Here is a 22277-nt window from a genome sequence, read left to right as displayed (position 1 = left end):
TTATGTTTTGTCATTTCAGAAATCTTTTTGATCAGTCGCCAGCAACAACCAGAGGCAAATCATCTGAACTGGGAAGCAAGAAGTAAGCAAAGACAGCTCTGTGCTTGCAAATCCAATGAAGGGTGAAGAATTTAAACTTCAACTACTTGATACAGCTCACAAACAATTCTGGCGGCATTGGTTTTCCAAAGTGATAACCCTGCAATTGATCGCAATCAAATTCTTCTAGCAACTCAACTGCACTGGCTGTTTCTACACCCTCCGCAATAACTTTAAGACCAAGGTTATGCGCCAGATCAATAGTCGAACGCACAATAACTTTGTCATTTTCGTTGATAGCCATATGCTTGATGAAGGATTGATCAATTTTGATCTTATCTAAATGCAGCATGCGCAGATAGGATAAATTAGAATAGCCAGTACCGAAATCATCGATAGAAAGCTTTATACCCAGTTGTTTTAGTTGAAAAAGTACTTGCCGTATGATCTCGGTATCGTGAATGAGTATCGACTCAGTTAGTTCAATTTCTAATAAACCGGGATCTAATTGATGCCGATCAAGCGCTGTTGAGACAAGATCAATAATATTTCCTCGTTTAAATTGCGATGCGGATATATTGACAGCGACCACTAAGGGCATCCCCGCATCTTGCCAGATTTTAGCTTGACGGCAAGCTGCGTCAACAACCCATGCATCGATATCAAGGATGATCCCGGAATTCTCAGCAACTGGAATAAATTTTCCAGGAGGAATAAAGCGATCCGGTGTTTCCCAGCGTATCAGAGCCTCGCAAGCTATGATTTTCCTGGTTATCGTATCAATTTGTGATTGGTAATGAAGTTTGAATTGATTGAATTCAAGGGCCTGGCGAATGTGATTCAGTATATGTAATCGTTCTTTAGAGCTGGCTGCCATCTCTTCGTTAAAAAATTGGTAACCATTCCCGCCAGAATCTTTTGCATGATACATCGCAGTATCTGCATAGTGCAGAAGCTGGCTAAGATCATTGCCGTCTTTTGGAAATAGTACAATGCCTAAGCTTGCAGATATCTTGATACTATCGCCATCCATCAAAAATGGATCCTTAAATATTTCCAGAATCTTTTGAGCAACAATGGCCACATCATTCGCTTCGTGAATGTCTGACAAGAGAATAATAAATTGATCACCACCCTGGCGGCTGATTGTATCCGTATCGCGGACACAGGTTTTAAGCCGGACAGCAACTTCTTTGAGCAGGAAATCACCCGCGTGGTAACCAAAAGAATCGTTGATTACCTTGAAGTGATCCAGATCAAGGGATATCAAACTGACCGCGATCTCTTCCCGTTGAACCGGTGCAACCGCTAAGTTAAAACGCTCAATCAGTAGAATGCGATTAGGTAATTCAGTCAGAATATCATGGTGCGCCAGGAATTCAATCCGTTGCTGAGATGCTTTAACGGATTGAATATGCTCTTGGCGCTCAATCTCCATACCAATGCGCTGACCAAATATTCTAAGTATTTCTATATCCTCTTCGGTGTACTCACGGGATTTATCGTCAAGGAGACACGTTACCGCTTTGACTTTTCCATCATTTCCCAAGCAAGGAAAACCGCAATAAGAATGGGCATTGTGTTGTTGAAGGAATAGCGCATCGGGAAACCGCTCCTTAACATGATCATATATCCTCACATCTTGGGCTATTTCCACTGTTGCACACGGTGTAACAGCAAGTTCGCACGAACCAGCATCAGTGAAAATCTGCCCCTCATGGTAAATCGCCAGAAAATCGAGCCTATCACCGTTTATTTTTGAAAGGCATACAATTTTTAGTTCGAAGAGTTCACCAATGATTTTTGCAATATGCCTGAACACTTCAACCGGATCGCCCGAGATAGTCATGCTCAACTCGTAGAGTTTTTTTAACCGAACTAATTCATTGGAAAAATCTTTTTGCATGACAAACTTTCTTATTAAACATATTCTAGTTTAGAGTACAACAATTAATGTTAGCTTGGTATACTTATCGGCACTTCGCAGAATACCTTATAGCTGATTGTAAACCCAAGAATTTGGTGTGACTGGTGGTTAGGCGCCGATCGGCTTAATCTGCAATATAATCACTTCTCAATTCAAACATCATGAGGGCTTTCATCGCATTTTGCCGGCGTGTTTGACATCAATACGAGATATATGGAATTCTCACTCTATTCCTGTTCAATAAGGAAAACACTTCTATTTCCCTTACTCAAATGAAACGTTACCGCCACTGGCTTCGAATACTATTAGTGCTTCCCGGTTTGCTGCTAACGGCTTGCGCAATGGGCCCGGACTATATTCGCCCGCAGGTTGATGTCGCCGGGAAGTTTCGCATGGAGGCGATGGAGGGTGAATCGGTTGCCAATTTGCGCTGGTGGGAGCTGTTGCGCGATGAAACGTTGCAGCACTTGATCCGGCAGGCGTTGCAGAAAAACAAAGATCTCAAACAAGCCGTGGCTAGCGTAGAGGAGTTTGAGGCGCGCTTGTACACCGCACGCATGGGGTTTATTCCCAATATGAACATTGATGCCAATGCACCGGCTTTCGGCACGCTCGGCGGTTTTCTGCGTCCTGGGTTTGCCACACCATTCAATTACTACGGCCAGACAACTTTGAATTGGGAGTTGGACATCTGGGGTAGAATCCGCCGCTCCAACGAAGCGGCACGGGCCGATTTGCTGGCACGTGAGGAAAATCGGCATGCCGTCATACTGACGCTGGTCAGCGCGGTGGCACAGTCCTATTTTGATTTGTTGCAATTGGACATGCAGCAGGATATCGCGCATCGTGCCATGATTTCGTGGGAAGAATCGGTTGCCATTGCGCAGGCGCAGTTGCAGGGCGGCGTCACTTCCCGCCTCGATCTTGATCAATTCGAGTCCGAGCGCGCCAATGCCGCGGCCCGGGTTGCCGAGCTGGAACGGCAAATGCGGCAAAAGGAGAACGAACTCAACGTACTGCTGGGGAAAAATCCGGCACCGATTGACCGGGGGCATGTGCTAACCGAGCAATTGATGCCCCCGGAAGTACCTGCGGGTTTACCTTCCGAACTATTACAGCGGCGGCCCGATATTCTTCGTTCCGAACAAACACTAGCGGCAGCTACTGCAAAAATCGGGGTGACTAAAGCGGCGCGGTTTCCCAAGTTTTCAATCACCGGTTTCCTTGGTGTCGCCAGTCCGGCTCTGTCCAACCTGCTGCTTTCCGGTAGTGAATTCGGTGCTGGAGGATTCGGTTTGGCCGGGCCGTTGCTGAACGCGCAAAGCCTGGGTTTCGAACAACGTGCGGCGGAAGCGCAGGCACGGCAAGCCTTGGCGCAATACGAGCAAACCATTCTGGTAGCATTCAAGGAAGTTGAAGATGCGCTGGTGGCGGTACGCACCGCCAATGATCAACGCAAAGCGCAACAAATGCAGGTCGAAGCTCTGCGCTCCGCTTTGCAGGTAGCGGATTTGCGTTACCAGGGCGGTATCACAAGCTATGTCGATGTATTGCTGGCCAAGCGCAATTTGTTCGATGCCGAATTTGCGCTGATGGCGACACACCGTTTGCATCTGGTATCGATCGTGCAACTCTATAAAGCTCTCGGCGGCGGCTGGATGTTGTAAAGAGCGATGTTGTACCAACGCTGGAAATCGCTTGCACAAATTGAATCAGGACAGGATACGCGGTTGGAACTTATCACGCGTTACGCTTATCACATTAATTTCGTTTGGATCTATCCGCCTTTTAATAAGAATACCCAAGGGTCGTGCCTATGCAACGAACATCTCTATGGATCGCCACACCGGTGACGCAAACCGGATCTGCCATGATCAACGCAGGGGCTGGATTGTTATTGATTCTGCTCACCGCCTGCTCACCGCAGCAGCCGGAAAACGCCGCCCCGCCGCTGCCGCAAGTACAGGTGATCACCGTGACCACGCAAATGATCGAGGACGAACCGGAATTCATCGGACAAACGGAAGCTTTCCGCCCGGTGGAAATTCGCCCGCAGGTGAGCGGAATTATCAAACAGGTTTATTTCACCGAAGGGCGCAATACCAAAAAAGGCGACCGGCTGTATCTGATTGATCCGGTGCCATTCAAGGCCATTTATCTCAGCAGCAAAGCCAAAGTGGCGCAAATGCAGGCGCGCTTGAATCAAGCCAAGCAAGATCTGGCACGGGTAAAACCGCTGCTGGAGAAACAGGCTGTCAGCAAGAAAAACGTCGATGACGCCGAATCCGAAGTGCTGGCTGTCAAGGCAGCGCTGGAAGCGGCGCAAAATGATCTAATCAAGGCAAAATTCGATCTGGACAATACGTTGATTACCGCACCCGTGAATGGCCGGATCGGCCGCAGCCATTTTTATGAAGGCCGACTGGTTTCTGCACAAGAGACGTTGTTGACTACGATCGATCAACTCGATCCCATGTACGTCAATGTCAGTGTGCCCGAAAGTTATCTGCTGCGCCGCCGCCGCGAACTGGTCGAACAAAAGGTAGAGAGACCGGATATCTTCAAATTACGCGGCGTCATGACGTTTACCGATGGCAGCGTGTATCCACAGGAGGGCGTACTGGATTTCGCCGATGTGGCGATACGGCCGGAAACGGGCACATTGCAGGGGCGGTTTAAATTTCCCAATCCGGAAGGCAGTATGGCGCCGGGACAATCCTATTTTTATCCCGGCCAGTTTGTCAGAATTCGCATCAAGGGCTATATCCGCAACAATGCCGTTTTGGTTCCACAGCGCGCCGTTCAACAAGGACCCAACGGTTCTTTTGTGTATGTGATCGACGCCGCAGAGCAAGCACAGCTTCGTCCGGTTCAAGCCAGCACGTGGCGTGGCAAAGAATGGTTGATCGAAAATGGCTTGCAATCCGGGGAACGCATCGTGGTGGAAGGGTTCTATCGTATCCTGCCAGGAAGCAAAGTCCATGCGATTCCGCATAAGTCAGAAGCAACAGCATCCAAGCCTCATTCCGAGGAATCCTCTGAGCAGGTTGCACCATGAAATCGCATTTCTTTATCGACCGGCCTATTTTCGCATCGGTGCTGTCGATCATCATTGTTGTATTAGGCTTGGTCGCTTTACAGAAATTGCCGATCGCGCAATTTCCGCAAATCACGCCACCGATGGTACAGATCGATGCTGATTACCCCGGCGCCAGCGCGGAAGTGGTGGCGGAAGCGGTGGCGCGTCCGATTGAAGTGCAGTTGCCCGGCATCGATAATCTGCTGTACTACGAATCGGTCAGTACCAACGACGGCCACATGATGTTGCGGCTGACATTCGAGATCGGCACGGATATCGATATCGCACAGGTTCAAACACAGAACCGGCAACGTTTGGCCGAACCGCAATTACCGGACGAAGTGGTGCGGCAGGGCGTAACGGTGAAAAAAACTTCACCCGATTTACTCGCCGTGATTGCGTTGAGTTCCACCGATCCCAAGCATGACAACGTGTATCTGTCGAACTACGCATTGCTGCGCATTCTCGATAATGTCAAGCGGCTTCCCGGCGTCGGCGATGCCACCATTTTCGGCGGACAGAATTATTCGATGCGGCTCATTCTTGATCCGGTTCGCATGGCGCAACTCAATGTGACGCCAACCGAGATTGCCGCAATGGTGCGCGAGCAAAATCGTGATTTTCCGGCTGGTAGAATCGGTCGCGAACCGACCCCACACGGAACAGAGCTGACGATCCCGGTGATTACGCGCGGACGTATGAGCGAGGTCAAGGAATTCGAGGACATGATCGTGCGCGCTTATCCGGATGGCTCGATGGTACGGCTGCGGGATGTGGCACGGATTGAACTGGGTGCGCAATCATATGACCTGCAAGGACGCTGGAATGGCAAGCCCAATACGTTTCTGTTGACTTTTCTGTCTCCCGGAGCCAATGCGCTCGAAACCGTACAGCGCGTGCGTCAGGAAATGGACAAATTGGCCAAAGGCTTCCCGGCCGGCGTGTCACACGATATTCCCTATGACACCACCAGTTTTATTGAGGTTTCTATCAAAGAGGTGTTAAAAACACTGATTGAAGCGACGCTGCTGGTGATTCTGGTCGTTTTTCTTTTCCTGCAGAGCTGGCGCGCCACTCTGATTCCCGCCGTGGCCGTACCTGTCTCGCTGATTGGCACGCTGGCCGGGATGGAAGCACTGGGATTTTCCATCAATACCTTGACCCTGTTCGGGATGGTTCTGGCAATCGGTATCGTCGTCGACGATGCCATTGTGGTGGTGGAAAATGTCGAGCGGCACATGACCAAAGGCGGCTTATCGCCTCGAGATGCTGCAAAAAAAGCGATGGATGAAGTGACCGGGCCAGTGATTGCCATCGTGCTGGTATTGGCTGCGGTATTTGTGCCGGTTGCCTTTTTAGGCGGCATTACCGGTGAGCTGTATCAACAATTTGCCATCACCATCGCCTTGTCTGTCGCCATATCCGGATTCGTAGCACTGACCCTCAGTCCGGCGTTATGCGCTTTGGTTCTCAAGCCGAGCCACGAGGCGCCCAAAGGGTTCTGGAAGCTATTTAATCGATCGTTTGATTGGGTGCAAGCCCGCTATACCGGAAGCGTCGGGATGATCCTGAAGCGCTCGGCGATCGCGCTAACCCTGTTTGTCGTTCTGATAGCCGTCATTCTGGGTTTATTTAAAATTATACCGGGAAGTTTTCTACCGGAAGAAGACCAAGGGTATTTCATAACCGTGGTCCAATTACCGGACGGCGCTTCGATGAAGCGCACCACGGAAGTCTTGAGTAAGGTAGAACAATATTATCAATCGAATCCAGCCGTACATTCAACGGACGTGCTGGCCGGACAGAATTTTGTTTTCGGCACTCGGGGAACGAATCAGGCCACGATGTTCGTTCCGCTGCATCATTGGGATACGCGCAAAAATGCCAGCGAGCAAGTTCATGGTCTGATTGCAGCAGCTTTTCAGGAATTTGCCAAAATCCCTGAAGCGCTGATTTTGGCTTTCAATGCGCCTTCGATCAGCGGTCTCGGTTCTACCGGCGGTTTCTCGGTACAAATACAAGATCCCAGCGGCGGTGACTTCGCCGAATTTGCTGCGGTAGCGCAGGAATTTACCGTCAAAGCCACCGAGCACCCGGCGATTGCAATAGCCAATACCAATTTCCGCATCAGCGCGCCACGCTTGTTCGCCACGGTAGACCGCGAACGCGCCAAAGCATTGGGTGTGCCGATTTCAGAAATCTTCGATACCATGCAGGCGTATTTCGGTAATCTGTATATCAACGATTTTGTAAAATTTGGCCGCATCTATCGCGTACAAACTGAGGCGTTACCCGAATATCGATCGAAACCGGATGATATCAGCAAAATCTATGTGCGCGCCCAAACCGGAACCACATCGACCATGATCCCGCTGGACTCTGTCGTGACCACTGAATTTAACAGCGGACCCGATCCGGTTACGCACTTTAACGGTTTCAATTCCGCGCTCGTGCTGGGCGGCGCGGCACCGGGATATAGTTCGGGACAAGCACTGGATGCGCTGGAACAAGTGGCCAATGAGATTCTGCTGCCGCGTGGCTATACACTCGACTGGAGCGGCATATCGTTTCAGGAACGTAAGGCGGGCGGGCAATCCGTGCTGGTATTTTCGTTTGCTATTCTGATGGTGTTTCTGGTGCTGGCAGCCTTATACGAAAGCTGGTCGATTCCATTTGCTGTGATTCTTGCGATTCCTTTCGGGATCCTGGGGGCATTGCTGGCAATCTGGACGCGGGATTTAAGCAACGACATATATTTCCAGATCGGCTTGGTTACTTTGATCGGGCTAGCCGCTAAGAATGCGATTCTGATCGTCGAGTTTGCCAATCAGCGTTATGCCGCGGGCGTATCCCTCACTGATGCTGCATTGGAAGCAGCACAGCTGCGCTTCCGGCCGATCATCATGACGTCCTTGGCTTTTATTCTGGGTGTTTTTCCGCTAGTCATTGCATCAGGCGCCGGCGCTGCCAGCCGGCACTCGATCGGCACCGGCGTATTCGGCGGCATGCTGGCGGCTACATTCCTGGCCATCTTTTTTGTCCCGCTGTTTTTCGTCGTGATTGGTAAGATCGGACGACGCGCAAAATCTCCGGCCACTGAAGCCAAACAAATTGAAGCAAAAAACGCTGCGCCGCAAAAGGAAGATCAGGCGACCCATCCAAAAGGCAGCGATCAGGAGTAAATAATAAAGATGAGTTTCTTTTTAATTAGGCGCGAAACATCGAAACAAACTATGAGCTATGACCAAACAAAAGCTTTACTGCAACGATTCATAATGGCGCTTCTGGGTCTATTGACTGCCGTCAGCGTGATGGCTCAGAACGGCCCGCAACCGCGCTTGCCGGTGATCGAGTTAACGGCAGGTATGTATGTCATCCAAGCCGAAGTGGCGCAGACCATGAACGAGCAAAGCATGGGATTAATGTACCGCCGGACTATGGGCGTCAACGAAGGCATGCTGTTCATATACGACAATCCTCAGATACGCTGCTTCTGGATGCGTAACACGCTATTGCCACTGACGATCGCCTTCATCGCCGACGACGGCAGCATCGTGAACCTTAAAGACATGCAGCCTGAGACCGAGAAGTCGCACTGTGCTGTTAAACCAGTACGCTACGCACTGGAGATGAATCAGGGTTGGTTTGAAAAACGCGGTTTGAAGTCTGGCTTCAAACTACGCGGGATTCCACTCACACCGGCCATTGCACAATAATTTCGCAGAACCTTCCTTGCTTTGCAGATACCGTGTCAGCGCCCCCCCCGTCCCCCAGCACGGCGTGGCTCAGCGAAGTGATGCGCCGCTGGACGCGCAAAGCCAGCGCCAGCAGGTTTCTTTGTGGCCGGTTTTTTGCTGGTTTGGTTTTTGGGCGGATTGCGTGAATGTGTTGCACCACGGGGTTCGCCGCCACGGCCATTTTTTATCGGTTCGGCTTTGATGCGCGGATCCGGTTCAAAACCGGCAATTACCTGACTGGGTATTTCGCGCTTAATGAGTTTCTCGATCGCTGTCAGCAGCTTGGTTTCATCGACACAAACCAGCGATACCGCGTCTCCTTCTGAACCGGCACGGCCTGTGCGGCCAATGCGGTGAACATAATCCTCAGCCACATTGGGCAGTTCAAAGTTAACAACATGCGGCAGTTCACTGATATCAATACCGCGTGCGGCAATATCGGTTGCCACCAGCACTTGCAGATCGCCTGCCTTGAATTTTGCCAGTGCCTGAGTGCGTGCCGACTGACTTTTATTCCCGTGGATGGCCAATGCAGGAATACCGTTTGCCAACAAAAACTCAGCCAGCTTATTGGCACCATGTTTGGTACGAGTAAACACCAATACCTGTGACCAACGGTGTTGCTTAATCAAATGCGCAAGCAGCTCTTTTTTGCGATCACGATCAACTGGATGCACCACATGCGTTACCTTGTCAGCAGTCGCATTACGGCGTGCAACCTCGATCATTACCGGCTTGTTGAGTAAATTATCCGCCAGCGCCTGGATTTCGTCCGAGAAAGTGGCCGAGAATAATAAATTCTGCCGCTGTTTGGGCAGTAACGCGAGAATTTTTTTAATATCGCGGATAAATCCCATGTCCAGCATGCGATCGGCTTCGTCCAGCACGAGAATCTCAATGTGCGACAGACTCAGCGTTTTTTGCTGCACATGATCGAGTAACCGGCCCGGCGTCGCGACCAAAATATCCACGCGGCTTTTCAGGCGGGTGATTTGCGGATTGATATTCACACCGCCGATCATAATCATTGAGCTTAATTTCAGGTATTTGCCATAATCACGCACGCTCTCTTCCACCTGCGCGGCGAGTTCACGCGTCGGCACAAGAATCAGTGCTCGTATCGGCGGCCGCCCGCTGGACGGTCCTTTGATACTTTTGTCGGAAAGACGATGCAAAATAGGTAAAGTGAAACCAGCGGTTTTGCCGGTGCCGGTTTGTGCCCCGGCCAATAAATCGCCGCCAGCCAATACGGCTGGAATGGCTTGTGTTTGTATGGGGGTAGGAACCGTATAGCCGCGTTCAGTGACGGCACGGATAATTTCATCGGACAAGCCGAAAGTAGAAAAAGACATAAAACTCCAGGAGGGTTAACGGTCGGTCATAGCGGTTATCGCATGACAATCAAGGTAAGCGGATGAAGGGTACTGCCATAAATCCAGAACTTAAACTTATGAAGAGTATAATATGGGTTGAACTTAAAATCTCAACTATAATCAATAAATTTCTCATATATCCCATGCATTTATACTTCTATTCCGTAGCCCTATTATCCTGCCACAATTCTCACAATGTGTGATTATCCCGTCATTCACTGGCTTGAAGCGGACGAAGAAAAATCAGCACGCTGGTGTTCGGAAAAAAATCTGCCGCCGCCCAAGCGTGTACAAGTCATCGATGATCGCATGACAGCCGATACGGCTTACCGTCTCGCTTGTGAAGGCAGCGGATTGCTGTGGCGGGGTGATTTCCAGAATGCGCGTCAATTGCTGCAAGCTCTGGCACGGCGCATAGACAAAAAGCGGACGGAACGTAAAAGCCAAGAAACGGCTCTAGCTCCCGCTGAAACCTTTCATCTGCACCGCCAGATGCAATCACAACGCGCTCGCACCCTGGGTCAGTTGCTGATTCCTTTCAATGCAGATCATAGTATTCCATTACGCCGCGCGCCCGATGTGCGTTCGGCTTGTCTGGAAGCGTATGGGCCACGCACAGAAGATTACATCGCTTCGTTGCGCGAATTACAGGGGCTGATCGGCGCCTATGAATGGCGTAAAAAAGGCATAGAGATTCCCGCATTGCATGCGCGCATTCATCCACATTACGGTGTTTTCGCACCAATCCGCAGCGAATACGTGGAATTGGTCGCAGCAGCTCCGCTACCCGCGCTTATTGCAACACAATCGCTCGCATTCGATATTGGTACCGGGACCGGTGTGCTGGCTGCCGTGCTGGCACGCCGGGGCATCCAGCGCGTCATCGCGACGGATCAGGATTTGCGCGCATTGGATTGCGCGCGCGAAAATTTGGCACGCCTGGATCTCGCAACCCAGGTTGAAGTGGTGCAGGCAGACCTCTTCCCCGAAGGACAAGCCGCACTGATCGTATGCAACCCGCCGTGGATTCCAGCCCGGCCCAGCTCGCCGCTGGAAAATGCGATCTTCGATCCGGATAGCCGTATGCTGCGCGGATTTTTGCATGGCCTTAAGTGCCACCTGGCGCCCGGCGGTGAAGGCTGGCTGATTTTGTCTGATTTTGCCGAGCACTTGGGATTGCGGACACGCGTGGAATTGCTGGAAATGATTGATGCAGCAGGCCTAAAAGTATTGCGTCAAGCAAATATCAAACCGCATCATCCGCGTGTCTCGGATACCAGCGATCCGCTTCACACTGCACGCCAAGCGGAACTCACCACCCTATGGCGGCTGACAGTCAAATAACCGGGTGTGTTCTCTACAAAGTATCCTTATAACTCGGTATATTTTTTGGCAACCCCTCGGGCTTTTTCCACCGGATACTTCAGCGCGTTCTGTTCCATCTTTTCCAGCACAATCTGTTTCACATCCAAATCGTATTTTTCAGCGAGCAGAAAAGCAAACGCAAATACATCGGCAAGTTCCTCTTTCACCTTGTCGATATCCGCTTGTTCAGAAGATTTCCACAGAAAAGCTTCGAGCAGCTCGCCCGCTTCAATATTCAGCGCCAGCGCAAGATCCTTGGCAGTGTGGAACTGCGCCCAATCCCGCTCATCACGGAATTTGAGCAAAACTCCGGTAATTTCCTTAATGTCGTCCACTTTGAGTAAGCTTCAATCGTTGAAAAGAAAAAACCCAAAACATGGGTTGTGGATGAACCTGTAAAAAGACATTTTTTGGCTTTTAATCGCAAAACAGAATAGCACTGTTTTGATCTGAAATATTTGGGCGTGCTCAAAATAGATTACCCCAGTCAACTTTTCGTAAACTTCCCGGATCACTGCACGCAATGACGATCAATGCCTATTCGTGCATAATCTGTGTCTACTAGACACACATCACATCAATGAATATGGATTGGCAGGAAAAATTAGGCGATTTGGTGCTGGGTGGATTGGCCGGTACATTGGGCGGCGCACTACCTGAGCATTGGCGGCGGCGCGTGCGCGAACGATTGGGTGGCTTTAATCCATACAACGTCATTGCGGGCAATCATGATCTGCTGCGTGCCGCACGCCTGGCATGGGTACGCGCTGCATTCGATGTGCTGGAGGCGGGTAGAAAAAGTGCTGAAGCATTGCCTGCAGCAGCGCGCGGCGAATTTAATCAATCGGCTATTGTGCGCTTTGAAGCGCTTGCACGTGAGAAACTAAAAGAAATCCAGTCTGATGCATGGGATCGGCGTACCGATCCTGGAAACAGCCCAATCGATCGCCACATCCAGCGCATTATGCAAGGCTCCTCGGAACACGTTGCGCCGGGTGAGATTCACACGCTGGATCAAACGCTAACGCAGGAATTTAATACAACGCTGGCGGCACTCACGGGATGGCCTGTGCATGAAATCCCTGCCATTTTTGAGCAGATTGCGCGCGATGGTTTGCCAACCCTGGATGACGGTGCAAGGCGCAATTTTGGCGAGCTGGTGTTCGCAGCTTTTGCAGAATTGCTGAAAAACCCGAAGATCTACCCGGAAGCTGCCGCGGCATTCAACATTGCCATGCAGGATGCCGCGCGCAAACTGTCGCAAACCATTCTCGATCAAATCAAAGGCATTGATAACACACTCGACAATCTGATCGATAAAGGGGATGCCTTGCAGGTTTTTCTGTCGGGCGTCGATGCTTATTTGAAGCAGACGCTGTCCGAATTGCTGCAAGGACAGAAGCGGATTGAAGATCAGACAACATGCATTCTTCAAATTATCGAAACAACCGCCCGAACCAACCCAATCTCAACCGAGGAAGCCATCACCGCGCAGTATCAACAGCTAGTCGAGCATCTGGCCCGGGAAGAATTCGAGCAAGTACTGACACATAAGCCGCGCAGTCTGGGAGCTTACCGCGCGCATTGCATTGCGCGCTGGTCACAGGCGCGTTATGCGATTGACAAGCAATTTACCCCGCTGACGTTGTTGCTGGATCAGGGGGAGGACAGTCCAGGGGAGCGCTATCAGAAGGATCGCGAATTCAACGATCTGCGCGATGTGTTAACGGCTATCGGTCAGACTCAGGATCGAGTTTTGGTGGTAACGGGTGCGCCCGGCAGCGGCAAGAGCACTTTGCTGCGCCGCCTGGAACTGGATCTGGCCAGTGCCGCATTGCGCTCGGATAATCCGGACGATCCGTTAACGCTGTTTCTGCCGCTCAATGCGTTTGGTCAACGCGGCAGCACGATTCCTGAACCCGCTGCCTGGATCGCCCAGCAGTGGACTGAAATGACCGATGGCCTGCCCGATTTTTCTGCGTTGCTGGGCCGCCCGTTTGTTCTGCTGTTGGATGGACTCAATGAAATGCCGCACGGCAGCCGCGATGATTATGATAACCGGCTGGCGGTCTGGAAAGTGTTTCTCGACCGGTTAGTGCGCAATCATCCCAAGGTTCGCGTGGTATTCAGTTGCCGCACGCTGGATTACGGCAGCCAACTCACCACCAAGGATTTGCCGCGCGTACCACAGGTGGAAGTCACCCCGCTGACCCCGGTGCAGGTCAAACAGTTTTTGGAGATCTACAGTCCGCAGCATGCGACTGCATTATGGAATCAATTGGACGGGTCGTCGCAGTTTGATTTGTATCGATCGCCGTATTACCTCACGTTGCTGATTGAACAAGCCAGCGACGGTCATATTCCAGTAGGCCGCACCAGTCTTTTCACCGGCTACGTGCGTACTATGCTCAAGCGTGAAATTGCTGGGGGTAATCTGCGCTTTAAAGAAAGTTTATTGCTTACAGAATTTGATCTTGATACTGCCGGAAAATATGAGACAAATTTTGATTTACCTTCAGAAGGGTTGCTGTTTAAAACACTAGCTGCATTTGCTTATGGATTGCAGGATCGACGTAACTCCGGGGATAAATCTCAGGTACGGATCAAACGCAACGAAGCTATTACCTTTCTATCTGATTCAATCGGATCCTCCAATGGGAAGGAGGTCACAAAACTGCTGAAGGCTGCCACTGACCTTCAAATATTAGATCTGCCCGGTAAAGATGTGTTGTTCGTGCATCAGTTGTTGCAGGAATATTTTGCGGCGCGCCATCTGGCTGAATGTGTCCATACGGCGGATGATCCCAATGCGTTAGTTGCATTATGCAGTCTGGCGGCGGTCAAATGGCTGGCAGCGGAGATTTCACCCAGCGTGCGAGAATTATTGCAAACATTGCCCAAGTCGGGGACGCTACCGGATCTGCCGACCACCGGCTGGGAGGAGACGTTCATGCTGGCCGCTGCCATGGTGAACGAACCGGATAAATTTTTGCGTACGCTGGCAGATTCCAATTTACCGTTGGCGGGCCGTTGCGCCGCGCAACCCGACGTGGCGGTATCAGATGGTTTGCGCGCGGAACTGCAACACGCATTGGTCACCCGTAGCCGCGATCCGGCCACCGATTTGCGTGCGCGCATCAATGCCGGCCTTGCGCTTGGCCCATTGGGCGATCCGCGCTTTGAACGCCGACAAGGCCCTTTGGGCGCATTCCTGTTGCCGCCAATGATGGCGATCACGGGCGGGATTTATGCCATCGGCAGTGACGAAGGAATTTACGAAAATGAAGCACCACAGCATTCAGTCTCTTTGAAACCTTTCTGGCTCGGCCAATTCCCGGTGACTAACGCCGAATTCCGTTGCTTTATCGACGCGGGTGGTTATCAGGATGCACGCTGGTGGGATACCCCGGCCGCACGTTGCTGGCAACGAGGGGAAGGCTCCGGTGAAGGTTGCAGAACAAACTGGCGCCATTGGCGCCATCGATACCGAAGTGATCCAAGCTTACTGTATCGTAGCGCTGAAGAACAGCTCTGGCCGGAAAAGCGATTTTGGAGGTGGCAATTTTATTGCACCATAACAGATGAAACGTTCGAGACGATACTGGTGAATCTATGGCCGAATCAGCAATTCACCTTACCCAGGTTCTGGAATAATCCGGCCTTCAACGCACCCAGTCAGCCGGTCATCGGAGTATGCTGGTTTGAAGCGCGCGCTTATTGCCTCTGGTTAGCCGCCCAAACCGGCCAACTCTTTCGCTTGCCGACCGAGGTGGAATGGGAGGCGGCCGCGCGTGGATTGGAAGGCAGGCGTTATGCGTGGGGTAACGATTACGGCGCGACCCACAGTAATGCACTGGATACGAAACTACGTCGTATTACGCCGATCGGTATTTTTATGGAAGGCGATACGCCTGCCTCGGCGCAAGGTGAATTGAAATGCGCTGAGTCGCTGTCGGATATGACGGGCAATGTGAGTGAATGGACTAGCAGTCACAGTATCCCCTATCCCTATCAACCCGATGACGGGCGCGAAGGCGCGGAGGCGGAATGGCCCCGCGTGCTGCGCGGTGGCTCCTGGATCTTTAATCCGGACGAGGTGCGCGCGTCGGTACGTTGCGGCTACCATCCAAGTGATCGCCCTGATGCTGTCGGTTTCCGGGTATTGTGTTCGTCCCCCATCGAATAGCGGATCACTGGCGCGCTGATCGCTGATGCACTGGTTTGCTGTTCACAGAGAGCCGCGTAGCGGCGCCGCGTTTTTTTGAGAAATGACTGATGCACTTTAGCAAAAAATATCTTTTCTACCTCATCGCAAGCTGTGTTTTCACGAGCACCAGCGTATTCGCCGAGACGCAATGCCGGTTGGATACCAAGCAGGGAATCGGGGCGCTGGGTCGCATTGAACCGCGTTCCCGGGTGATCAAAGTGTCGCATAATGCAGGGCCTGAAGGGGCGCGTGTCGCGCAACTATTTTTTCAGGAAGCCGATTCCGTCCAAGCCGGGGAGAAGCTGGCGGTACTCTCGGATCATGTCAAAAGAAAAGCTGAGGTGCAAGCAGCCGGAACGCGCATCAAGGTACTGGAAGCACAGCGCGCTGTTGAGCAGGCCGCACTCACTTTTAACAAGAGCGAACACCTGCGCCACCAATCGCTTGAACCGGGCGCGGTCAGCATTTCACTGATAGATGCAAAACGACTGGCGTATGAGCAATCCCTGGCGGATCTGAAACGCTTGTCGGCTGAGATCGTGCGTGCACAAGCCGAACAGAAAATTACGGAAGCCGAGCTGGACAATACGCTGATCACCGCACCGATCACCGGCACGATCGTGAAAATCTTCTCCCGCCCGGGGGAACGGATCGGCGACAATGGGTTGTTACAAATCGCCGATTTGTTGCAGCTGGATGTCGTGGCGGAAGTCTACGAATCGGAATTACCTCAGGTCAAAGTGGGGCAAAGCGGGTGTATCACGGCGTCCGGTTTCAAACGGAGCTATCGTGCGCAGGTCAGAGAATTAGGATTTCTGGTCCGGAAAAATGATATGAACGACACCGACCCCTTAGCAGACCGGGATAATCGCATCATTGAAGTGCGCCTTACCCTTGAGCCGGAAGCCGTTACGGATTTGCGGCACCAGATTTTCCGGCAAGTTAATGTACGTATTGCACCGTAATAATGATTGCCTGGTTTTATTTTCCTGCGCGACTGGCTTGGCGGCAGTTAGTCTTTGATCGAACCAAATTGGCTGCTGCGATTTGCGGCGTGCTGTTTGCTTGTGTGTTGGTGTTCATGCAATTGGGTTTCAGGGATTCATTGTATGCCAGTGCAACCTCTGCGCCGCTAAAATTAAATGGCGATTTATTTCTGATGCACAAGCAAAGTGAAGCCATGTGGCGGCCGGTTCAATTTAAGCGCAGCGAGTTGATGCGTACTTTGGGAAATCCGGCGGTTGCCGAAGTTTATCCGCTGTATCTCGGGTTAGCGCCTTTCAAAAATATCCAAACACAGGTTAAACGCACATTGATGGTGTATGGATTTGATCCGGATTCCCTGATATTCAATGTAGAAGCCATTCAAAACCAGCGCGCTGCGCTGCTGCTTAAAGATACCGTGCTTTTCGATGAATATTCCCGCCCTGAATTCGGCCCCATTCGCCAACTGCTCAAAACGAGCCAAAATGTGACAGAAATTAATGATTATAAGATTAGCATCGTCGGGTTATTCCCTTTGGGAGTGTCTTTTGCTGCCGATGGCAATGTGGTCACCAGCGAATTAAATTTTATGCGTATTTTCCCAAAAAGAAATCGCAGTGATATTGATATGGGTGTCATCAAGCTTCACCCTGACGCATCGATCAAACAGGCCCAGACCGAGCTTACCGGCCAGCTGAATGCGTTCATTAATATTTTTACCTATGAGGAATTGCTGCAGCATGAGAAGAATTACTGGGCAAATATGGCACCGATTGGGTTTATTTTTGGTTTTGGTACGGTGATGGGGTGGGTGGTGGGTCTGGTGATCGTTTATCAGATTCTGTTTACTGATATTGTCAATCTACGTAATGAGTATGCTACGTTAAAGGCTATGGGTTATGAACATGGCTATTTTATTCGCGTGGTATTTGCTTCGGCGTTCTTCTTGGCGGTACTGGGCTTTATTCCTGGTTATATTCTTGCCGTTGGGTTATACCAACTTGCTGAGTCGCAAATATTCATGCCGATGCCAATGACTTTGAGCAAAGCCGTCAACGTATTCACGTTTATTCTTACCATGTGCGCAGTGGCCGGGTTTTTAGCGATTCGCAAATTGAAAGCCGCCAATCCGGCTGATATGTTCTGATGGGCACCTGATGTCAATCGCTATCAATGTCGATCGCCTGAATTTTAGCTTTGGAAGCGGGGTGTTAACGCAACCCGTTTTAAAGAATGCCACCATTACGATTCAGCAAGGTGAGATCGTGCTGATAACCGGACCTTCCGGTTCCGGCAAAACAACTTTCCTGACTATTATCGGCGGCCTGCGTCAGGCTTTCCACGGCAGCGTTATCGTGCTTGATCAACAACTGATTAACAGTGATGAACAAGCTAAAATCAAAATCAGAAAGCAAATTGGGTATATTTTCCAGCAACATAATTTGCTTAAATCGCTTACCGCATTGCAGAACGTTAGCATGACATTAGAAATGAGCAACACGATGACTGAGCAGCAGAGACTCGAACGTTCGGCAGAAATGCTCGTTGCTGTGGGTTTAGGTGACCGGCTCGATTACAAACCGGATCAACTATCGGCTGGGCAGCGCCAGCGTGTTTCCATTGCCCGTGCTTTGGTCGGGCAACCTAAAATCGTCTTGGCTGATGAACCGACTGCCTCGTTGGATAAACAAAGCGGTTACGAAGCGGTCAGTCTTCTGAAACGATTAGCCAAAGAATCGCAAACCACCATTCTTCTGGTCACGCATGACTACCGCATTCTGGACATTGCGGACCGGGTTGTGGAACTGGAAGATGGGGTGATCAAGAAAGTATGACTGGGCGATTTGTTCGAATTAAGGCGCAGAGCTGCGGCAGGATAGCCATTGACACAATCAGCGTGAAAAAGCCGATTACGTTGCGATCCGGTCGGGCAGCAAGCGATCGTATTCTTTCTTGACTACACTGTAACACTCGCAGACATTATCCTCCAATCCCTGCCGATCCAGCAGCGTAATGTGGCCGCGGTGGTATTCGATCAGACCGGCGCTTTGTAATTTACGGGCCGCATCAGTGATGCCCTCGCGGCGAACGCCGAGCATATTGCTGATCAATTCTTGCGTCATGATCAACTCGTCTGAGGGCAAACGATCGAAACTTAACAACAACCAGCGGCAGAGTTGCTGTTCGATCGAATGATGCCGATTGCATACCGCCGTTTGCGCCATTTGCGTGAGAAGCGCCTGGGTATAACGTAGAAACAAGTGCCGCAGAGCCGGGGAGCGATCGAATTCCTGCAGCAGCAGTTGCGCTTTCAGCCGGTAAGCGTAGCCCGCGCTCTGCACCACAGCCATATTCGGCATGCTATCTCCGCCCATAAAGATGGCCACCCCGATTACTCCCTCATTGCCGACTATCGAGATTTCAGCCGATGCGCCATCCTCCGTAACAAAAAGCAGGGATATGATCGCAGTGGTGGGGAAATAAACGTGTCTCGGCTTGGTGCCAGACTCGTAAATCACTTCGCCGAGCGGGAGCGGCACCAGTTCCAGATGGTGTTGGAGCCGCTCCAATTCATCCACAGGCAGGGTTGCAAGAAGATGGTTCTGGCTTAGGACGTCGAAGCTATGGGAAATATGCGGGTGCACTGTAAGCATTATCTTTCTCCTTTGGTAGGAAAAACTGAGTAAACATAATAACTTAACTAAACTGCCACATCACTTTCATAATACACCAAAATCAGTTTGTGTGATAGCGCACAGAAATGACAGCAGATTTGGCATATTTTTATATATGTCCATCGGCGATAGCTGCAATGGCTGATTAATCCGTTAGCGTTTTGCCTGGATTCATTTAAATGAAGGATCTAATTATTTATGCAACAATTTATGCAACTTGGCTTATTTGAACTTCCGTGGTGGGGTTATGCGTTGGTTACGCTAATCATGACACACATGACCATCGCTTCCGTGACGATTTTCCTCCACCGGCACCAGGCGCACCATGCGCTAACGCTGCATCCCATTGTGAGCCACTGCTTCCGCTTTTGGCTATGGCTTACCACCGGAATGATCACCAAAGAATGGGTAGCTATTCATCGGAAGCACCATGCCAAGTGCGAAACCGTCGAAGATCCGCACAGCCCGCAGATTCATGGCATCGGCAAAGTGTTGTTCGAAGGCACTAAGCTTTATTGTATCGAAGCTAAGAATACCGCAACGCTCGATAAATACGGCCATGGCACTCCCGATGACTGGGTCGAGCGCCATGTATACTCGCCGCATCCGGCACTGGGTATCGGCATCATGTTGGCGATTGATCTGGTGCTATTCGGTCCGGTCGGATTCATCGTATGGGGCGTGCAGATGCTGTGGATTCCACTCTTCGCCGCCGGCGTCATCAACGGTGTAGGGCACTATTACGGGTATCGCAATTTCTCACCGAATGACACTTCCACGAACATCCTGCCATGGGGCATTTTGATCGGCGGCGAAGAACTGCACAACAATCACCATGCCTACGTGACTTCCGCCAAGTTGTCCAGCAAATGGTGGGAATTTGATATCGGCTGGATGTACATTCGCATTCTGGAAATGCTGGGCTTGGCCACGGTATGTAAGGTGGCACCTAAGGTTCGCTTTAGTCTGCCTAAGACGCCCTGCGACGAGGGAACTTTGCAGGCCGTGATCACCCACCGCTTCGACGTGCTGGCCAAGTTTGCAAAATACCTGAAGCAGCCCACAATATCCGAGATTCGCAATCTGCGTGCGCAAGCTATTCCGGGTCTGCAAGATGCACAGGCCCTCGAGGCAGTCAGGCATTGGCTGCAAAATGATATCAGTAAGATAGCGGAAAAAGAACGGGTGGCCTTGGACCAGGCGCTCCATTCCAGTCAGAAACTAAGTACGATCTACTCAATGCGACAAGATCTGGCCGCCTTATGGAGCAGTTCCACGACCTCCAAAGAGCAGCTGGTAAAGCAACTGGAAAACTGGTGCCGGCGTGCCGAGGAGAGCGACATCAGTGCATTACAAGAATTCTCCCAAAAACTACGTTGTTACGACTAATCGTTAGGAAGGAGAAATAAAATGTCGGTAGGAACAATACTTTTAATCATTCTGATTCTGATGCTAATTGGCGCGATTCCCACGTGGCCACATAGCAGGGAGTGGGGTTATTTCCCCAGCGGTATCCTTGGAACAGTGGTGCTGATCTTGCTCATTCTGTTGCTGATGGGCCGAATATAGCGCCATCATTGGCATTGGATGAGTACGCAAAAAGCATAGCATTCAGGAGTCTCTGAGTAACTCACCTTTGTCATTCCGAACGGAGTGAGGAATCTTTGGCAATCAACAGTATAGATTTCTCGCTGTAGTGCTCGAAATGACAGTTATTCAGAGGTTCATTAAAGTATGAGTGGTATCACACATAGGCGTTCTGTGCTTTAATGCACAGAACTAACCCTGTGTTTGCATATTTCATCACCTTATGTAAGCAAGTAAATAGCAGTCACAGCATGTGGCAACACATCCATCCTTCTAAATTGGACAAATAATATCAGCCGGGAGATCTCGCCAATGACAATACCAAAATTTCGCTCTATTTTCACATCCGCATCCAAACAAGAACGCACTAAAAATTTTGAAAATTATTGGCTCTTTACTCAGCATCACAGTGGAGAGCTGCTTGAAGATGACAAAGATTTAGTAAAAAAACGTGCCAAGTTTCAGTACTTTCAAGACAATCCCGTTCAGTTACGCATACCGCTTGTCAATCCCGAAGCTTTCTATCGCAACTATATTGTCATGCAGGATGATCCCCAAACATTGGATCGCATGACACTCATGTTGACGGGTATGTATAAATTCGCTCGCCATGAGTGGGTTGGCATCAAGGGCGCCTGGGATGTGGTACCCAATATGGCCAATTCGCACTCGGTTGAAGACAAAATCAGCCGTGTTCACTTGGCGGAAGAATTTTGCCATGTCCGCTTGTTCGATGAAATGCTGCGTACTTGCGGTCTGGATGAAGTGGAGTGGGTACCGTTAAGTCCAATTAAAGAAAAAATCTACGAACAATTTCCTAAATTTCCAGGATTTCTAATGGATTCGCCCGCTTTTGTGACGGAACTGATGGGCGTTACTTACTATTGCCATCTAAATCGTCTGATCGACGAATTATTGGTTGATGAACCAGAAGTACAAAAGCGTTTAAAAGAGCTGCTCGATGAAATTACCATTGATGAAGTCGCCCATGTCGGACAACGCAGAAACTTCATCGGCCCTATCGGGATACGGATCTCCAAATGGCTAGTAAAACCGTTTTACACCTTGTTCTTTAACGATATCCCGGAAGTTGCCAAACTATTTGACGTCAAACAGATGATTAAAGACGGCGAAGCGTTTGATTTTAACCACTTGCCTGATTACATTATCGAAAAAAGCTGGATTCCTTCCTACTGTAAAGTTTAAAAATTTGTAACTCTCAGGCAGCCTGATCAATCGGGCTTTTACCCCCTTTGAATCCTTTATCGATAACTTTGATCAGGACGAGGTTAGCATTCGCTGCC

Annotated in this window: 16 protein-coding genes; 12 read left to right on the top strand and 4 right to left on the bottom strand. The window is 50.4% G+C overall.

Annotation, left to right across the window (positions count from 1 at the left end):
* Positions 1-142: 142 nt before the first annotated feature.
* Complete coding sequence (locus NIT79A3_RS00475; RefSeq protein ID WP_013964306.1) at positions 143-1945, bottom strand: EAL domain-containing protein; 1803 nt, start codon at positions 1943-1945, stop codon at positions 143-145.
* A gap of 293 nt (positions 1946-2238) precedes the next feature.
* Between NIT79A3_RS00475 and NIT79A3_RS00470 the strand changes: the two genes are divergently transcribed.
* The 4 genes from NIT79A3_RS00470 to NIT79A3_RS00455 all read left to right on the top strand — a co-directional run bounded on the left by NIT79A3_RS00470 (position 2239) and on the right by NIT79A3_RS00455 (position 8761).
* A complete protein-coding gene (locus tag NIT79A3_RS00470; RefSeq protein ID WP_013964305.1) occupies positions 2239-3633 on the top strand; it encodes an efflux transporter outer membrane subunit in 1395 nt (464 codons plus the stop codon).
* Positions 3634-3782: 149 nt separating this feature from the next.
* Positions 3783-5024, top strand: a complete 1242-nt coding sequence (locus NIT79A3_RS00465; protein ID WP_013964304.1) for an efflux RND transporter periplasmic adaptor subunit — start codon at positions 3783-3785, stop codon at positions 5022-5024.
* A complete protein-coding gene (locus NIT79A3_RS00460) occupies positions 5021-8227 on the top strand; it encodes a multidrug efflux RND transporter permease subunit (RefSeq protein WP_013964303.1) in 3207 nt (1068 codons plus the stop codon). Before NIT79A3_RS00465 ends, NIT79A3_RS00460 begins: the two co-directional genes overlap by 4 nt.
* Before the next feature lie 51 nt (positions 8228-8278).
* Entirely contained in the window at positions 8279-8761 is a 483-nt protein-coding gene (locus tag NIT79A3_RS00455) for a DUF192 domain-containing protein (RefSeq protein ID WP_348225672.1), read from the top strand.
* 35 nt (positions 8762-8796) lie between these two features.
* Here NIT79A3_RS00455 and NIT79A3_RS00450 read toward each other — a convergent pair whose 3' ends face one another.
* Positions 8797-10134 carry a DEAD/DEAH box helicase gene (locus tag NIT79A3_RS00450; protein WP_013964301.1) on the bottom strand — a complete coding sequence of 446 codons (1338 nt, stop codon included), beginning with the start codon at positions 10132-10134 and terminating at the stop codon, positions 8797-8799.
* Between the two features lie 216 nt (positions 10135-10350).
* Between NIT79A3_RS00450 and NIT79A3_RS00445 the strand changes: the two genes are divergently transcribed.
* Positions 10351-11499, top strand: a complete 1149-nt coding sequence (locus tag NIT79A3_RS00445; RefSeq protein ID WP_013964300.1) for a class I SAM-dependent methyltransferase — start codon at positions 10351-10353, stop codon at positions 11497-11499.
* Positions 11500-11525: 26 nt separating this feature from the next.
* Here the strand turns inward: NIT79A3_RS00445 and NIT79A3_RS00440 are convergent, their stop codons facing one another.
* Entirely contained in the window at positions 11526-11855 is a 330-nt protein-coding gene (locus NIT79A3_RS00440; RefSeq protein ID WP_013964299.1) for a nucleotide pyrophosphohydrolase, read from the bottom strand.
* 245 nt (positions 11856-12100) lie between these two features.
* Here NIT79A3_RS00440 and NIT79A3_RS17620 point away from each other — a divergent pair, with 245 nt between their 5' ends.
* The 4 genes from NIT79A3_RS17620 to NIT79A3_RS00420 all read left to right on the top strand — a co-directional run bounded on the left by NIT79A3_RS17620 (position 12101) and on the right by NIT79A3_RS00420 (position 18546).
* A complete protein-coding gene (locus tag NIT79A3_RS17620; RefSeq protein ID WP_013964298.1) occupies positions 12101-15706 on the top strand; it encodes an SUMF1/EgtB/PvdO family nonheme iron enzyme in 3606 nt (1201 codons plus the stop codon).
* A gap of 89 nt (positions 15707-15795) precedes the next feature.
* Positions 15796-16692 carry an HlyD family efflux transporter periplasmic adaptor subunit gene (locus NIT79A3_RS00430; RefSeq protein WP_013964297.1) on the top strand — a complete coding sequence of 299 codons (897 nt, stop codon included), beginning with the start codon at positions 15796-15798 and terminating at the stop codon, positions 16690-16692.
* 2 nt (positions 16693-16694) lie between these two features.
* On the top strand, positions 16695-17858 hold the full coding sequence (gene devC, locus NIT79A3_RS00425; protein WP_013964296.1) for an ABC transporter permease DevC: 1164 nt from the start codon (positions 16695-16697) through the stop codon (positions 17856-17858).
* 10 nt (positions 17859-17868) lie between these two features.
* Positions 17869-18546 (top strand): ATP-binding cassette domain-containing protein, encoded by a 678-nt coding sequence (locus NIT79A3_RS00420; protein WP_013964295.1) that lies wholly within the window; start codon positions 17869-17871, stop codon positions 18544-18546.
* 75 nt (positions 18547-18621) lie between these two features.
* Here NIT79A3_RS00420 and NIT79A3_RS00415 read toward each other — a convergent pair whose 3' ends face one another.
* Complete coding sequence (locus tag NIT79A3_RS00415) at positions 18622-19365, bottom strand: Crp/Fnr family transcriptional regulator (RefSeq protein ID WP_013964294.1); 744 nt, start codon at positions 19363-19365, stop codon at positions 18622-18624.
* 231 nt (positions 19366-19596) lie between these two features.
* Between NIT79A3_RS00415 and NIT79A3_RS00410 the strand changes: the two genes are divergently transcribed.
* The 3 genes from NIT79A3_RS00410 to NIT79A3_RS00400 all read left to right on the top strand — a co-directional run bounded on the left by NIT79A3_RS00410 (position 19597) and on the right by NIT79A3_RS00400 (position 22179).
* Positions 19597-20775 carry a fatty acid desaturase gene (locus NIT79A3_RS00410; protein ID WP_041360421.1) on the top strand — a complete coding sequence of 393 codons (1179 nt, stop codon included), beginning with the start codon at positions 19597-19599 and terminating at the stop codon, positions 20773-20775.
* A 21-nt stretch (positions 20776-20796) separates the two neighbouring features.
* Positions 20797-20955: a DUF3309 domain-containing protein gene (locus NIT79A3_RS18075; protein WP_013964292.1), complete on the top strand. Its 159-nt coding sequence runs from the start codon at positions 20797-20799 to the stop codon at positions 20953-20955.
* 330 nt (positions 20956-21285) lie between these two features.
* Complete coding sequence (locus NIT79A3_RS00400; RefSeq protein WP_013964291.1) at positions 21286-22179, top strand: hypothetical protein; 894 nt, start codon at positions 21286-21288, stop codon at positions 22177-22179.
* The last annotated feature ends 98 nt before the right edge of the window (positions 22180-22277 follow it).

Origin of the sequence: Nitrosomonas sp. Is79A3, assembly GCF_000219585.1 — a bacterium.
Classification (GTDB): Bacteria; Pseudomonadota; Gammaproteobacteria; order Burkholderiales; family Nitrosomonadaceae; genus Nitrosomonas.
This window is presented reverse-complemented; position numbering and strand designations above follow the sequence as displayed.

Coding starts and splice junctions, on each gene's coding strand:
- devC (WP_013964296.1), top strand. CDS start 16,695: ATGATTGCCTGGTTTTATTTTCCTGCGCGACTGGCTTGGCGGCAGTTA.
- NIT79A3_RS00445 (WP_013964300.1), top strand. CDS start 10,351: ATGTGTGATTATCCCGTCATTCACTGGCTTGAAGCGGACGAAGAAAAA.
- NIT79A3_RS00410 (WP_041360421.1), top strand. CDS start 19,597: ATGCAACTTGGCTTATTTGAACTTCCGTGGTGGGGTTATGCGTTGGTT.
- NIT79A3_RS00470 (WP_013964305.1), top strand. CDS start 2,239: ATGAAACGTTACCGCCACTGGCTTCGAATACTATTAGTGCTTCCCGGT.
- NIT79A3_RS00400 (WP_013964291.1), top strand. CDS start 21,286: ATGACAATACCAAAATTTCGCTCTATTTTCACATCCGCATCCAAACAA.
- NIT79A3_RS00420 (WP_013964295.1), top strand. CDS start 17,869: ATGTCAATCGCTATCAATGTCGATCGCCTGAATTTTAGCTTTGGAAGC.
- NIT79A3_RS17620 (WP_013964298.1), top strand. CDS start 12,101: ATGAATATGGATTGGCAGGAAAAATTAGGCGATTTGGTGCTGGGTGGA.
- NIT79A3_RS00465 (WP_013964304.1), top strand. CDS start 3,783: ATGCAACGAACATCTCTATGGATCGCCACACCGGTGACGCAAACCGGA.
- NIT79A3_RS00475 (WP_013964306.1), bottom strand. CDS start 1,945: ATGCAAAAAGATTTTTCCAATGAATTAGTTCGGTTAAAAAAACTCTAC.
- NIT79A3_RS00430 (WP_013964297.1), top strand. CDS start 15,796: ATGCACTTTAGCAAAAAATATCTTTTCTACCTCATCGCAAGCTGTGTT.
- NIT79A3_RS18075 (WP_013964292.1), top strand. CDS start 20,797: ATGTCGGTAGGAACAATACTTTTAATCATTCTGATTCTGATGCTAATT.
- NIT79A3_RS00415 (WP_013964294.1), bottom strand. CDS start 19,365: ATGCTTACAGTGCACCCGCATATTTCCCATAGCTTCGACGTCCTAAGC.
- NIT79A3_RS00450 (WP_013964301.1), bottom strand. CDS start 10,134: ATGTCTTTTTCTACTTTCGGCTTGTCCGATGAAATTATCCGTGCCGTC.
- NIT79A3_RS00455 (WP_348225672.1), top strand. CDS start 8,279: ATGAGCTATGACCAAACAAAAGCTTTACTGCAACGATTCATAATGGCG.
- NIT79A3_RS00460 (WP_013964303.1), top strand. CDS start 5,021: ATGAAATCGCATTTCTTTATCGACCGGCCTATTTTCGCATCGGTGCTG.